Source organism: Mycolicibacterium sarraceniae (assembly GCF_010731875.1).
Taxonomy (GTDB): domain Bacteria; phylum Actinomycetota; class Actinomycetes; order Mycobacteriales; family Mycobacteriaceae; genus Mycobacterium; species Mycobacterium sarraceniae.
The window spans coordinates 2,908,629-2,924,168 of sequence record NZ_AP022595.1; the positions used below are offsets into that span (position 1 = coordinate 2,908,629).

A 15,540-nucleotide genomic window follows, 5' to 3' on the forward strand; every position below is an offset into this window, starting at 1 on the left:
ACGTGTGCTCCGCAGGTTGGACTGCCGGTCGCTGAAATTACTGCAGTTCAAGCGAAATGAGACTCTCGTTGCTCGCGATCGGCACGTCGGTACGTAGTTCTAGGACAGATATCTACGGAAAAACATCTTCAGGCCGATGCGGCAAACTCAAGAGCGACCCGCGGTGTACCACCGGGTGACGTCGTATCCGGAGTCGTAGCGCGCAAGCCACTCGGTGGCGAGGACCGGCAGTTTCAGATTGGCGGGGTTGTGACCCGGAACCTGGCTGCGCGCAACGCCGTACGCGGCCGCCAGTTTGTCCCAATGTGGGACGGACGGGTAGATCGTTCCGAACGGCCCGTGGTCGGAGGCGTCCGTTGGCGGTGGCTTGCGCACAAACGGAATCTTTTGTATGAGCTTTGCGTTGGTCCCGCCTGCGCCGAACATCGACCGGGCATCGACCTTTCGATCCTCGAGCGGGACATTCTTGTTGAAACTGTCGGCGGTGGCCATGATCACCGACCCGGCGTGGTTGAACACGGAGGGCGCTATCCGCAGGCGATACCACGGGTTGCCGACAATGTCGTTGTAGATGATGAGTGCCGAACTCCGATGCTCCATCTCCTCGACGAAATGCCAGAGAAACAGCGACGCGACGCGGTCATCACCTGGCGCGAACAAGCTGTCGGCATTGTCGAGCATCATCTTGAACGTTGGCGTGAATGTTGCTTCCAAATCGGCGATGTAGGCCAACCGATACTTCAACGGCGCGGTCGCAGTGAGATGGTCATACGCCCCGACCATCTCGTCGAGGGTCTCTTTGAGTTCCGGGTGGGTTTTTATCAGGCCCTTGGCGTGCTGCCGGTGCGCCATACTGTGCTGGCCCTCTTGGCGCACGAATGCCAGCGCTTCCTCGGCGACATCTGGGTCCTTGATGAGCGGCATCGCCTCGTGTACGGCAGCACCAATCATCTTCTCGATGGCGAGGAAAAAGAAGGACAACGCATTGGACGCGCAGGAGAAGGTCGGATCGGCTGCATTCCACAAGAACGGAACCTCGTAGTCGGCGAACCCGAATCGCAGCTTCCGCACGTGTAGATCCGTCATTGGATGGTGTCTCCCTTTCTGGACCTGGCTACCACACGCTCGGAACGAGGCGATAGCGAACCTTCCGGGTGTACTCGTTATAGCCCGCCAATTCTTCCCTGAGCATTGTCTCCTCGTCACGGATACGCCAGGCGAGAACAGACAGACCCGACACGATGAAAATGAGCGCCCAGTAGGATCCGAGCGCCAACGGCAGGCCGACAAGCATGATCGTGTTCCCGGTGTACATCGGGTGCCGCACAAGCCCATAGAGTCCGTGCGACACGACTTGCTGATCTGACTGCACCTGAACTGTTGTCGACGCGTACCGGTTCTGAACGGCCACCATCACCATCACGCCAAGGCCAACGGCGCACAGGGCGGCGCCGATCCAGCTGACTGCCGTGGGCACCGCTGACCAGCCGAAGCGGTGGTCAAGAGCGCTGACCACGCACATCGCCGCAAGCGACAGGTATAAGACGGCCATTACGAATCTCTGCACCGATCGGCCCTCGGCGACCGGTCCGCTGCGCATCCGGCGTTCCAGGACATCGGGATTGGTGAGCTGTAGGTAGACGCTGGGGAGCACCGCCGACACAGTGAACACCGACAGAAATACCCAGGCTTGCCAATAGTGGAACGTGCCCGCCGGCGCAAACAGCAGGATGCCGATAGCGACAACCTGGAAAAGCCCAGTCATCACTACAGCTGGTATCGCTCGCACTACGCCGACATTTCGCTGTTGGAAGGTGCCAACTTCTCGCACAGCAGCTCGGATAGCCCGCGGACTGTGCCGACGGCGAGGTCGCTGGATGTCAGGCGCACTCCGGTTTCAGCGTCGATGCGGGTCCGCAGCTCCAACGCGCCGAGTGAGTCGACGCCGTACTCGGACAGCGGCCGGTCGGGGTCGACGCTGCGGCGCAGGATCAGACCCACCTGATCGGAGATCAGCCGCCGCAGTCGGGTGGGCCACTCTTCCCGCGGCAGCTCACTGAGCTCGGCGCGCAGTCTGCTTGTGCCCGTTGCGCTTTCCCCGACGGCGTTGAACGCCTCAGCGAATGGACTGCGCTGGGCGAAGGCCGTCAGCCACGGCGTGCCGATAATCGGTGCATACCCGGTGTACCCGCGGTCGTACCGCAGCAGCACGTCGAGCGCGTACGCGCCTTCGTCGGGAGCGATGGCGGCACCGGCATTCTCGGTGAAGTCCGTCGCGCGCCCGATCTGGCCCCACGCGCCCCAGGCGATCGCGGTAGCGGGCAAGCCCTGGGCCCGCCGCCAGTGGGTGAAGGCATCCAGCCAACTGTTGGCGGCGGCGTAGGCACCCTGCCCAGGTGACCCCACCAATGTGGCTGCCGAGGAGAACGAGCAGAACCAGTCCAGCGGCTGATCGGCGGTCGCGCCGTGCAGATTCCACGCACCCTGAACCTTTGGCGCCCAGTCGCGCTCGATAAGCTCATCGGTGACGTTGGCCAGCGTGGCATCCTCGACAACTGCTGCGGCGTGCAGCACACCACGTACCGACAGGCCGGTGACGGTCGCGGCCTCCACCATCTTCTGCGCGGTGACCGGATCAGCGATGTCGCCGCAGTGCACCACGACCTCAGCGCCCATCGCGCGGATCAGTTCGATCGTCTCCAGCGCCTTGAGCGTCGGCTGCGACCGGGAGGTCAGCACAATGCGCCCGGCGCCGGCGCTGGCCATCTTCTCAGCGAGGAACAAGCCAAGGCCGCCCAGACCGCCGGTCACCAGATAGGCGCCGTCGCGGCGGAATGACTTGGCCTGCTCGGGCGGCACCACCACCCTGCTGGTGCCGGTACGCGGGACCTCGAGCAGCAGCTTGCCGGTGTGTTGGGCTGCACTCATCACCCGAATCGCGGTGGCGGCGTCGGCCAACGGGTATTCGGTGTGCCGCGCGGGCGGCAAATCACCATCTGCCACTCGCTGATATACCGTGCGCAGCAGCTCGCCGACCTGTTGGGGGTGGCTGAGCGACATCAACGCCAGGTCGAGGTAATAGAACGTGAGGTTCCGCCGGAACGGGAACATCCCGAGCCGGGTATTGCCGTACACGTCGCGCTTCCCGATTTCGACGAACCGTCCACCGATGGCCAGCAGCTCGAACCCCGCCCGTTGGGCGGCGCCAGTCAGGGAGTTGAGCACGATATCGACGCCGTAGCCATCGGTGTCATGCCTTATCTGCTCGGCGAAGTCGGTGCTGCGCGAGTCGTAGACATGCTTGATTCCCATGTCGCGCAGCATTTGTCGGCGCTCTTCGCTACCCGCGGTCGCGAAGATCTCGGCACCAACGGCGCGCGCGACTCCGATCGCAGCCTGGCCTACGCCACCGGTCGCGGAATGAATCAGCACCCGGTCGCCAGCGGCGATACCAGCCTGATCATGTAGGCCGTACCACGCGGTTGCCGTCGCCGTAGCCGTCGCGACCGCGTGGTGGTCAGTCAGGACGTCCGGCAAGGAGACGGCCAATCGGGCGTCACAGCTGACGAACGTGCCCCAGCAGCCGTTGGCGGAGAACCCGCCGACGCGGTCACCGATGCGGTGGCTGGTGACATCGGGGCCGACCGCGGTGACCACCCCGGCGAAGTCCATTCCCAGCTGGGGCAGGCCGCCGTCGATGGCCGGGAACAGCCCCATCGCGACGAGCACGTCGGCGAAGTTGATGCTGGACACGTTGACGGCGACCTCGATCTGTCCCGGTCCGGGTGAAACCCGTTCGCAGGACACCAGTTCCAGGGTCTGCAGGTCGCCGGGGGTGCGGATCTGCAGTCGCATCTTCTCGAAGCCGTTGTCGGTGAGCGCGGTGTGGCGTTCGTCGGCCCGCAGCGGGCCGGGACGCATGCGAGCGGTGTACCACGTGCCGTCCCGCCAGGCGGTCTCGTCCTCCTCGGACTCACAGAGCAGGTGCCGGGCCAGTTGCTCGGCGTCGGTGTTGTCATCAACATCGATCTGGGCGGTGCGCAGATGCGGATTTTCGGCGGCGATCACCCGGACCAGGCCCCGTAGTCCGCCTTGCTCCAGGTTGGCCACGTCGCTGGCCTGCACGGTCTGGGCGCCGCGAGTCACCACATACAGGTGCGGCAGGTGTCCGGACGTCCGAGCCAACTCGCGGGCGATGCGGGTCAGGTGCTGCACGTACTCGCGACCAAGCAGTGGCGACTGGTCCTCAGCATTGCCGGTCTTGGGTCCGGTGAGGATCACCGCGCCGGTGATTTGATTGGATCGCAGCTGCTCGGCAAGTTGTTCTCCGGTGGACGAGTGATCGGCGTTCGGCGGCCAGCACATCGTGCTGCATTGCGCGCCCTGACTTTTCAGCGTGTCGGTCAACGCGCTGCCGAGCAGGTCGGCGGTGCCCGTGGTGCTGACCAGCAGCCACGTTCCCGGGTCGGCGTGGGGTGCCTCCGGCAGCTCCCGCTGCTGCCACTCGACGGTCAGCAGTCGCTCGTTCAGGACCCGCTCCTGCTGAGCCTCCTCGGATTCCCCGGTGCCGCAGCGCAACCCATGCACGCTCAGCAGGACGGCACCGTGCTGGTCGAGTACGTCGAGGTCGGCGACGAGCCCGGATGCGTCGACTCCGGTGACGCGGGCGTAGCAGTAGTGGGCGGTGCGGGCGGACCCGTAGGAGCGCACCCGCGCGGCGCCCAGCGGCAACCCCAGAGCACCCTCGCTGAGCGCCTGGATCTGCGGGCTGCCCGCGACGGCCTGGAAGCAGGCGTCCAGCAGTGCCGGGTGTACGCCGTAGGAACCTTCCTGCGTGCGAATCTGGCGGGGCAGCGCGACCTCGGCCAGCACCGTGCGGGCATCGTCGCCGGTATGAATGGCTCCGAGGCCGGCGAATGCCGCACCGTACTGGATGCCGCGCTCATCGAGACCCTTGCGCACGTCGGCGCCGTCGATGCGATCCGGATGGGCCGCAAGCAATGTCGCGATGTCGTACGCGGCGGGCTGCTCACCATCGGCGGCGTGCAGGACCGCGCTGGCCTGCCGTGTTTGTCGGCCACCCTCGTCGGATTCCACGATGAACTCGACAACGCCAGGGGACGACAACGATGCCGAGGCACCGACGGTGGTGTGCTCGTCGAGCAGCAGGGCCTGTTCAAATTGGATGTCGCGGACCTCGGCTGTCTCGCCCAGCACTGTCCGAGCGGCGGCCAATGCCATCTCGCAGTAGGCCGCGCCGGGCAGCACCGGCACGTTGCGAACCGTGTGCTCGGCCAGCCAGGGCTGCGCGGCGGTGCCGACCTCGGCCTGCCACACGTGGCGCTCTGGCTCCTCTTGCAAGCGCACGTGCGGACCGAGCAGCGGATGTACCGCGACGGTGTATCCGTGTGCCGGGGATTCGGTGCCGCTGTGCTCCAACCACAGTCGCTGGTGGGTCCAGGTGGGCAGCGGCGCATCCACCAGTCGCCCTTGCGGATAGGGCACGGCGAAGTCGATCGCGGCGCCCGCGCTGTGCAGGTCGGCCAACAGGCCGGACAGACCGCTGGGGAGTTCCTGGCCGCGGCGGATCGCTGCCAACGCAGCCAGCGGCACGTCCAGGTTGTCGGCGTTCTGCTCCACGGCGTGGGTCAGCAGTGGATGCGGCGCCAATTCGGCGAAGACTCGGAAACCGTCTTCGAGAGCGGCCCGCACAGCGGCGGCGAAGCGCACCGTGTTGCGCAGATTGCGAACCCAATACTTGTTGTCGCACAACGGTTCTTCGCGCGGATCGAACCCGGTCGCCGAGTAGAACGGGACCGTCGGAGTCATGGGTTTGAGGTCCGCGAGGACGTCGGCGAGCTCAGTGAGGATCGGGTCGACCTGAGGCGAATGTGACGCGACGTCGACGGCGACCTGGCGGGCCATCACGTCGCGCTCTTCCCAGGCTGCGATCAATTCCTGGACGGTCTCGGTGGCACCACCGATCACCGTGGACTGCGGCGAAGCGACGACGGCCACCACGACGTCTTTGATGCCGCGCATCGTCAGCTCCGAAAGTACTTGTTTGGCCGGCAATTCGACCGATCCCATGGCGCCCGAGCCCGCGATGCCCGCCATCAGCCGGGACCGGCGGCAGATGACGCGCACGCCGTCTTCGAGGGTCAGCGCGCCGGCGACGACCGCGGCTGCTGTCTCACCCATCGAATGCCCGATCACTGCGCCGGGTCGCGCCCCGTGGGCTGCCATCGCCGCCGCCAACGCGACCTGCATGGCGAAGATGGTCGGCTGGACCCGGTCGATTCCGGTCACTACATCGGGTGCCGACATCGCCTCGGTCACCGAGAAGCCGGACTCGTGGGCGATCAGCGGCTCGAGTTCGGCGATCTTGGCGGCGAAAACCGGTTCGGTTGCCAGCAGTTCGGCACCCATCTGGGCCCATTGCGAACCCTGCCCGGAGAACACCCACACCGGGCCGCGGTCATCGCGCCCGACGGCCCCCTGGTAGAACGCATCGCCATCGGCAACCTCCCGGAGCGCTGCCGCGAGTCCGGACCGGTCGCTCGCCGATACGGCGGTGCGGACCGGTCGATGCGCCCGCCGGCGGGCCAGAGTGTAGGCAAGATCGGGTAATTCGACGTCTTCGTGCGACTGCACCCAGTCGGCCAGCCGGCCGGCACTGCGGCGCAATTCCTCGGCCGAGGTGGAGGACAGCGGGAACAACAGTGATGTTCCGGCAGTCGGGGCTGGTCTTCCGACGGTGCCTGCGGTTTGGGGTGCCTGCTCCAGGATTGCGTGGACGTTGGTTCCGGACACCCCATATGAGGAGACGGCTGCTCGGCACGGTGCCGTGGCATCCGTGGGCCATTCGGTGGTCTCTTGTGGCACAAAGAGATTCGTGGAGATGCGGGCCATCTGATCGGGCAGGCGGGTGAAATGGAGATTCCGCGGAATCGCGCGGTGCTGCAGCGCGAGAACCGTCTTGATGAACCCGAGGGCGCCGGACGCGGACTGTGCATGGCCGAAGTTCGTCTTCACCGACCCGAGCGCGCACGGGCCGTCGACGCCGTAAACCTCGCTGAGGCTGGTGTATTCGATGGGATCACCCACCGGGGTGCCGGGGCCGTGTGCCTCTATCATGCCGACACTTCCGGCATCGACGCCAGCGGCGGCTAGCGCTGCGCGATAGACCGCTGTCTGTGCGCTCACCGACGGTGTCGAGATGTTGACGGTGTGGCCGTCCTGGTTGGCGGCGGTACCGCGCACGACCGCCAGGATGCGGTCGCCGTCGCGCACTGCGTCGGGCAGGCGCTTGAGCAAGACCATCACGCATGCCTCGCCGCTGACGTAACCGTCGGCGGCGACGTCGAATGCCTGGCAGCGTCCGGTCGGGGAGAGGTGGCCGGCCGCGGTGCCCGCGACATACTTGCGCGGATCCAGCATGACGTAGGCACCCCCGGCCAGCGCGAGATCGCTCTCACCTTCGTTGAGGCTGCGGCACGCCATGTGCACTGCGAGCAGACCTGACGAGCACGCGGTATCGACGGCCATCGCGGGGCCATGCAGTCCCAGCGTGTAGGCGATCCGCCCGGACGCCATGCTGAAGGTGTTGCCTGAGAAGCCGTACGGGCCCTCCATCGCGTCTGAGTCGGTGGACACCATCTGGTAGTCGTAGTGCGTCAACCCGGTGAACACACCGGTCAGCGAGTCCTGGACTGCCTCCGGGGGGAGACCGGCATGCTCCATCGCCTCCCACGAGGTCTCCAGCAACAACCGATGCTGAGGATCGAGTGCGGCCGCCTCGCGTTCGCTCAGGCCGAAGAACTCCGGATCGAACCCGGTGACGTCATCGATGAACGCACCCCATTTGGACGTCGTCCGGCCGGGCACGCCAGCGTCGGGGTCGTAGTACTCGTCGTTGTCCCAGCGGTCCCGCGGCACTTCGGTGACCAGGTCATCACCGCGGACCAGCGCATCCCAGAGCTGCTCCGGCGAAGTGATACCGCCGGGAAGCCGACATGCCATGCCGATGACGGCGACCGGGACGGTTGTGCGGGCGTTCATAGGGATCGACGGATCGACTGAACCTGAGCGATCTGCCCGATCATCGATCGCACCGAATGACACCATCCAGACTCCTCACAGCCACGACATACCCGTCGCTTCGTGCACGCCCTGGCCATCCCTCAACCACGTGGGATGCCTTCGTCTGCATCAATTTAGCAGCCACCGTAGCGACATCGGGGCGAGTGCTGGGATTTGGTCTCGCTCGGAAGGATTTTGGTGTGGCCCCTGGCGCGCAGTCACTGGGATTCGATCGCTGGGACGTCGATCTGGCCCACTTCGAGGATGTAGTTCGGGGGGCTACGGTACTTTGCCACATGTGACACAGGTGGTTGAGACGTCCCTTCCCGCTCTGCTGCGCGAGCGCGCCAGTCTGCAGCCGGATGACACGGCGTACACGTTCATTGATTACGACCAGGACTGGGCTGGAGTGCCGCTCAGCCTGACGTGGCCGCAATTGCATCGGCGAGTGCTCAACGTGGCACGCGAGCTCAGTGCGGTCGCCTCACCCGGGGACCGCGTGATGCTGATCGCCCCGCAAGGGCTGGACTATATCTTCGGTTTCCTGGGTGCGCTGCAGGCTCGGGTGATCCCGGTGCCGCTGTCGGTACCGATGGGTGGCGTGGCCGACGAGCGTGTCGAATCGGTGCTGCGCGATGCGTTGCCCACCGCCGTGCTCACGACGTCGTCGGTGGTCGCCGAGGTCGCGCGCAGCATCTCCCCGCAGCCCGGCCAGGCCGCACCGGCGATCATCGAGGTCGATCGACTTGATCTGGATGCGCCGGTCCGGGCAAGTTCGGCGGATTACGAGGGGTCGGACAGCCACGACACCGCATACTTGCAGTACACCTCAGGATCGACTCGCTCGCCGGCGGGCGTGATGATGTCCTACACCAACCTGCTGACCAACCTTCAGCAGATCACCTCGGACTTCTTGATCGACTTCGGCGGCGTCGCTCCGCCGGACCTGACGTTCGTCTCCTGGCTACCGTTCTTCCACGACCTGGGCTTGATCATGGGAGTTTGCTCGCCGGTCGTGCTGGGCACCAGCGCGGTGCTGACCAGCCCGGTGTCCTTCCTGCAGCGGCCGGCCCGCTGGATGCAGCTGGCAGCCAGCTACCCCCGGGTGTTCACGTCGGCACCCAACTTCGCCTTCGACGTGGCGGCCAAGAAGACCTCGGACGATGACATGGCCGGACTCGATCTCAGTGGTGTGCTCACCATCCAGAGCGGTGCCGAGCGGGTCCAGCCCGTGACGATCAAGCGGTTCACCGACAGGTTTGCACGGTTCAATCTGCGGCCCACGGTGATCCAGCCGTCCTACGGTCTCGCCGAAGCGACGCTGTACCTCGCGACGCCCCGGCCGGGCCAGCTGACGAAGGTCGTCAAATTCGACTCCGAGGCGCTCTCGGAGGGCCGCGCCCAGCGCGTCGACGGGGACGGCGGAACGCCGCTGATCAGTTACGGCGGCCCGATCACCCCGCAATCACCGACACTGCGTGTCGTCGACCCGGAAACGGGCGTTGAGTGCCCGGACGGGACGACCGGCGAAATCTGGGCACATGGTGACAACGTCAGTGCGGGCTACTGGCAGAAGCCGGAGGAGACCGAGCGTACGTTCGGCGGCCGGATCGTCGAACCGTCGGCCGGTACCCCGGAAGGGCCTTGGCTCAAGACCGGCGACCTCGGCTTTATCTCTGAGGGCGAGCTGTTCATGGTCGGCCGGCTGAAGGATCTCCTGATCGTCTACGGGCGTAACCATGCACCGGACGACATTGAGGCGACGATTTCGGAGATCACCGGCGGCCGGTCCGCGGCGATCGCGATCGCCGACGATGGAGTCGAGCAGTTGGCCGTCATCCTGGAGGTCAGGACCCGCGGCGAGGCCGAGGACGTGAAGCAGCAGCTCGCGACTCTTAAAGGTGAAGTCACCGCGGCGATCTCTAACTCACATGGGCTTGCGGTGGCCGACCTCGTGCTGGTGTCGCCGGGTTCGATTCCCATTACCACCAGCGGCAAGGTCAGAAGGTCCTCGTGTGGAGACCTCTACCAGCGGAAGGCGTTCGCCCGGTTGGACGCCTAGGGTTGATTCTCGGCGTTAGGCCGAGAGGCAGACGCCGATGATGCAGCTACCCGCGGCGGAGACATCGGGCAAGAGCAGCCCAAGGCCGGGGAGGCCGGGTGCGCCCGGAAGCCCTAACAAGCCCGATCCGCCGGTGCCACCGGCACCGCCCGAAGCGTTGAACAGCTCGACCGCATAACCGTTGCCGCCAGCGCCGCCGACGATGCCCATCTCCAGTGGGTTCGTATCCGTGGAGTCGCCGCCAGCTCCGCCGTGTCCACCGATGGCCACACCCTCGGGCACTGACCCGGCGGGCAGGAAGTTATAGGCGTCGCCGCCGGCGCCGCCAAGGCCGCCAACAGTGCCGGTGCCGCCGGAGCCGCCGGAGCCGCCGACGGCGGTGGCGGCATCGTTGGTAATACCGGTGAATTGCGTGATCACCGATAAGTAGTAGTTCGTCTGGTCGAGGCCCCAGAGGATGGCGACTCCGCCCGCGCCGCCGATTCCGCCGATGCCCGTGAGGCCGATTCCGGTGCCGCCAGCTCCACCGGTCCCGCCGGTGACCGTGCCGGCGTGATACTGCCCGCTGGCAGTGAAGTAGCCGAATCCGAGGCTGAGCACATAGCCGCCCGCGCCGCCGGCGCCGCCGATCAGACCCGTCCCGCCGGCCCCGCCGGTTCCGCCGTTACCGCTGAACAGTCCGCCGCTTCCGCCGGCACCACCGGTGCCGAACAATTGCGCCGCCCCACCATTGCCCCCGGTGCCCGGCAGCGTGGCGCTAGATCCACCCGCCCCGCCCGTACCGCCATTACCGACCAATCCCGAGGCGCCGCCGCTGCCGCCGTTCTGGCCGGAGCCATCGGGCTGGGAATAGCCGTTGCCGCCGTTGCCGCCGTTGCCGATGAACCAGCCGCCCGGCTTACCGTCGGCGGTGCCGTCCGCACCGTTGCCCCAGAGTGCTCGTCCCTTCCACGAATTGGTGGCGAGTGCGAGGATGATCTCCTCGAGGCTGATTTGCTGCGGCGTGACGAAGAGATTCAGCAGGGTGGGGCCGGCGGCGTTAAGTACAGATGCGAGGATGGCGCACGTCAGCTGCTGCAACGGGGAGAGGACACCGAGGTCTGACGTAGTGACATCCGCTGCGCTTACCGTCGCGGCCGCAGCGGTCGCGGGGCGGGCTGCCGCGCTAAGGGCAGTGGTCGACGCGGTCGCAGGTCTGGCTGATCGCGCGGCCTTGGTAGCAGGGCTTGCCGCGGCGACGGTGTCGTCGGGTGTGGCGCCCTCAGTGGTCTGACTGTCTGGAACCGGCCCGGCCTGCGCCGAAACGGGACGGGTGGTGCTGGCCCGGTCAGGTGTGGCCTTACCGAGGCTCGCTGATGTGCTCGGAGCGGTGTCGTCGACTTGGGCGAATGAGTGTCAGCGGTCACGTAATTCCCCAGGTCTGAGGGGTTGTCCGTCACGTAATTCCTCACCCTCGGTCACGTAATTCCCCACCCCGTGGGGCGTGTCCGGTGGGGGTTGGGGCGCTGTTCAGGTTCGCTCCGTTCAGGTGCCCCGCCAGGGGTCCTGGAAGGGGCCTTGAGTGGCGAGGAGATCGTGGGACGTGACTGATTTCGTGGAGATGTTCCGGCACTGGAATGCCGGCCGATCCCAGGTGCAGATCAATGAGGCGCTGGGCATCGACCGCAAGACCATCCGCAAGTATCTGGCCCCGGCGCTGGCCGAGGGTCTGGCACCGTGCCCGGAGGAGTTTGACGAGCAGCTATGGCGGGCACGCATCGGGCGTTGGTTTCCCGAGCTCATCGATCCGGTGGCGCGGGCACTGACATGGCCCCAGATCGCCGTGCATCACCAGTGGATCGCCGAGCAGCTGAAGGTTCCGGTGACAGTGGCGACCATCGCGCAGCGCCTCCGCGACGACCATCATGTGGATGTGTCCGAATCGACGGTACGTCGTTACGTGGCAACCGCTTTCGCCGAGGAGCGACTCGAAGGCAAAGTCACGGTACCCCGCGGTGCGGTCGAACCCGGCAGTGAAGCGCAGATCGACTACGGCAAGCTCGGGATGTGGTGGGACCCGCAATCGGGCGCCGCGTCGCGGTGTGGGTATTCGCGATGATCCTGTCGTGTTCACGGGCGTTGTTCGTCCAACCGGTGTTGCGGATGGATCAAACATCCTGGAATGCCTCGCATGTCGCGGCGTTCGAGTTCTTCGGCGGCGTGCCGGCGCGGCTGGTGTGCGACAACCTCAAGACCGGAGTCGAGCGACCCGACCTCTACGATCCGCTGATCAATCCGGCCTACGGCGAGCTCGCCGCGCACTACGGCACCCTGATCGATCCGGCGCGAGCCCGCAAGCCGAAGGACAAACCTCGCATCGAGCGGCCGATGCCCTACATTCGGGACTCGTTCTTCGCCGCCGCGAGTTCACCTCGCTGGCCCAGATGCAGGCCGAGGCGATCAGGTGGTCCACGCAGGTATACGGGTCCACAAGCACCGCGGTCTGGATGGGCAGACCCCGGCGTCGGTGTTCGCAGCGATCGAACGCGATGCGCTGATGGCGTTGCCGCCCAGAGTGTTTGAGTCGGTTATCTACTCGATCGGGCGGGTCGCCGCGGATTGCCACGTCAAGTCCGGCAAGGCGCTGTACTCGGTGCCGTGGCGGCTGATCGGCCAGCAGGTCACCGCCCGCACCGCCGGTGACGTCGTGCAGATCTTCCACAGCGGGACCGTGGTCGCGACTCACGTGCTGCATCTGGCGGGCCGCTCGACCAATGTCGAGCACTACCCGCCCCACAAGATCGCCCACACCCTGCGCACCGTGACGTGGTGCCGCACCCAGGCCGAGCAGATCGGGCCCGGCGCCGTCGCGGTCGTCGCCGAATTGTCCACGGTCAACGCCATCCACCGGCTCCGCGCCATCCAGGGGATCATCCGCCTGCGCGAGAAGTACGGCGATCGCCGACTGGACGCGGCCTGCACTCGAGCACTGCAGGTCGGGGACCCCGGCTATCGCACCGTCAAAGGCATCCTGGTCGCCGGCACCGAAGCAGACCATGCCTCGCCCGCCGTCGTCCCGCCACCACCGGCGATGCTGCGAGGACCTGACGCGTTCGACACCGACCTCACTGCCTGAGCGCACGAAAACACCTCCACTGCAACCACTTCAACTCCAAGGACATAGTCATGACCATTCACGATCCCAGCCTGCGGGCCGCACTGAAGACCCTCAAACTGACCGGCATGCTCGACACCCTCGATGCCCGCCTGGCTCAAACCCGCGACGGGAAACTCGGACACCTGGAATTCCTCCAAGTACTCTGCGAAGACGAAATCGCCCGCCGGGAGACCGCCGCCCTGGCCCGACGGGTCCGCCGCGCCCGCTTCGAACAGCCCAACACCTTCGAGGACTTCGACTTCACCGTCAGCCCGAAACTGCCCGCTGCGATGCTGCGCGACCTGGCCGCGTTGCGCTGGCTCGAGGCCGGTGAATCAGTGATTCTCTACGGACCCGTCGGAGTCGGGAAACCCATGTGGCACAGGCACTCGGGCATCAAGTCGCACTCCGCGGCGGCGACATCCGCTTCGTCAAATGCTCCCGCATGCTCGCCGACCTCGCCGGCGGCCACGCCGACCGCACCATCGGACAACGCATGCGCGAATACACCCGCCCCCCTGGTCCTGATCGTCGATGACTTCGCGATGCGTGAGCACACCCCCACCCAAAGCGACGACCTCTACGACCTTGTCTCCGACCGCGCCATCGCCGCCAAGCCCCTGATCCTGACCAGCAACCGGGCCCCGAAGGACTGGTACCCGCTGTTTCCCGAACCCGGTCGTGGCCGAATCGCTGCTCGACCGACTCATCAACACCAGCCACCAAGTCCTCATGGACGGCCCGTCCTACCGACCCCGGAAACGACCCGGCACCAAGACCAATGCCGTTAACTTTAGCGTCGTCGCAGGTCAGCGGGATTAGGATCGAAAGCTGTTGCTGTAGAGCGTGTTCAGTGGATGTGAACGGTGCCGATCGAGCGAAGGTGATGTGTTGGCCGGCACGTTCTTCGCGCCTCAGATTGGCTCCTAGAAGTATTGCGCTGCAAAGGATTACGCATCACACTTATTCGTGTGGTCGACGAGGGTGCCGGTGGTGAAAGCGGTCGTAGGGACCGGTTGACCGACCGGATCGGCTTGGGTGTGCTGACCAGGCTGGTGCACCGCGATCTCGTCGACGAGGTGCTCGCCGACACCGGCCGCACCGAACGGCGCCGTCGGCTGCTGCCGGCCCGGGTGGTCGCCTACTTCGTGCTGGCTATGACGTTGTTCTTCGACGACGCCTACGAAGAGGTAATGCGCAAACTCGTCGACGGGTTGCGGTTTCTGCGGTCCTGGGACGAGGACTGGCAGCTGCCCACCTCCTCAGCGCTGTGCCAAGCCCGGCCCGGCTGGGTGCCGAACCGATCCGCGAGCTCTACGCGGGTCGCCCGGCCGCTGGCCGGGGCAGGCACGCCGGGCGCGTGGCTGGGGGATCTGCGGGTGATGGCCATCGACGGCGTCCAACTCGACGTTCCCGACACCGCCGACAACGAAGACGCCTTCGGTCGCGGTGTCAGCCAGGGCCTGGACGCCCCCTACCCGAAGGTCAAGGTGCTCGGACTGGGCGAATGCGGCACCCACGCGGTGATCGACGCCCACCTCGGTGGCGTCCTCGTCGACGAGCGTGAACTCGCCCGCCCCTTGCTGGCCAGTGTCGAACCCGGGATGCTCGTGCTTGCCGACCGCGGGTTCTACAGCCGCGAATTCTGGCAGGAGGCCACTGCGACCGGCGCCGAATTGCTGTGGCGGGTGCAGTCAGCACTGAAATTGCACGTAGTCACCGACCTGGCTGACGGCTCGTATCTGAGCGTGCTGCTGACCACCATCGAACGTCAACGCCTGCGACGCCACGAGGCCCGCGGCCTGCACGCCGTCCCTCGAGGCCCCATGGTGCGCGTCATCGAGTACGACATCACCAACCGCGAGACCCACAGCGGATCGCCCATCCGGCTGATCACCACCATCCTCGATCCGGAGCTAGCCTCCGCCACCGAGCTCGCCGCGGTCTATCACCAACGCTGGGAATTCGAATCCAGCCTCGCCGAGATCGAAACCCGCCAACGCGGCAGCTACCGGGTCCTGCGCTCGCACAGCCCCGAGATGGTGCGCCAAGAGATCTGGGCGCTGTTGTTGACCCACTACGCGATCCGCGCGCTGATGTATGAGGCCACCAACCCCGACGGACTCGACCCGCTACGGATGTCGTTCATCCGCACCCTGCGCATCGTCCGCCGCCACGTCACCGGGCAGGCGGGTTTTTCCCCCTAACCGACTCGCCACCAGCCTGCGTCACGCCGTCGCCGAGATCCTCCAGCGACCCA

General features: G+C 66.1%; 6 protein-coding genes and 2 pseudogenes. 4 read left to right on the forward strand and 4 right to left on the reverse strand.

The window, feature by feature from the left end; all coding sequences use genetic code 11:
• Positions 1-147 precede the first annotated feature (147 nt).
• Genes G6N13_RS14455 through pks2 form a run of 3 tightly spaced genes read right to left on the reverse strand, consistent with a single transcriptional unit; the run spans position 148 to position 8,127 of the window.
• A complete protein-coding gene (locus G6N13_RS14455; RefSeq protein ID WP_163698037.1) occupies positions 148-1,086 on the reverse strand; it encodes a metal-dependent hydrolase in 939 nt (312 codons plus the stop codon).
• Between the two features lie 28 nt (positions 1,087-1,114).
• Complete coding sequence (locus G6N13_RS14460; RefSeq protein WP_179964989.1) at positions 1,115-1,765, reverse strand: methyltransferase family protein; 651 nt, start codon at positions 1,763-1,765, stop codon at positions 1,115-1,117.
• Positions 1,766-1,788: 23 nt separating this feature from the next.
• Positions 1,789-8,127 (reverse strand): sulfolipid-1 biosynthesis phthioceranic/hydroxyphthioceranic acid synthase, encoded by a 6,339-nt coding sequence (gene pks2, locus G6N13_RS14465; protein ID WP_163698041.1) that lies wholly within the window; start codon positions 8,125-8,127, stop codon positions 1,789-1,791.
• A 262-nt stretch (positions 8,128-8,389) separates the two neighbouring features.
• Here pks2 and G6N13_RS14470 point away from each other — a divergent pair, with 262 nt between their 5' ends.
• Positions 8,390-10,144, forward strand: a complete 1,755-nt coding sequence (locus tag G6N13_RS14470; protein WP_163702123.1) for an AMP-binding protein — start codon at positions 8,390-8,392, stop codon at positions 10,142-10,144.
• A gap of 15 nt (positions 10,145-10,159) precedes the next feature.
• Here the strand turns inward: G6N13_RS14470 and G6N13_RS14475 are convergent, their stop codons facing one another.
• On the reverse strand, positions 10,160-11,224 hold the full coding sequence (locus G6N13_RS14475) for a hypothetical protein (RefSeq protein ID WP_163698043.1): 1,065 nt from the start codon (positions 11,222-11,224) through the stop codon (positions 10,160-10,162).
• 502 nt (positions 11,225-11,726) lie between these two features.
• On the opposite strand from G6N13_RS14475, the pseudogene istA reads away from it, so the two are divergent.
• From istA to G6N13_RS14485, 3 genes and pseudogenes are all read left to right on the forward strand, one after another.
• Positions 11,727-13,259, forward strand: a pseudogene (istA, locus tag G6N13_RS24325) (IS21 family transposase).
• Positions 13,260-13,309: 50 nt separating this feature from the next.
• Positions 13,310-14,102 (forward strand): annotated as a pseudogene (gene istB / locus G6N13_RS24330) (IS21-like element helper ATPase IstB).
• Positions 14,103-14,251: 149 nt separating this feature from the next.
• Positions 14,252-15,487: an IS4 family transposase gene (locus tag G6N13_RS14485; RefSeq protein WP_235677766.1), complete on the forward strand. Its 1,236-nt coding sequence runs from the start codon at positions 14,252-14,254 to the stop codon at positions 15,485-15,487.
• The last annotated feature ends 53 nt before the right edge of the window (positions 15,488-15,540 follow it).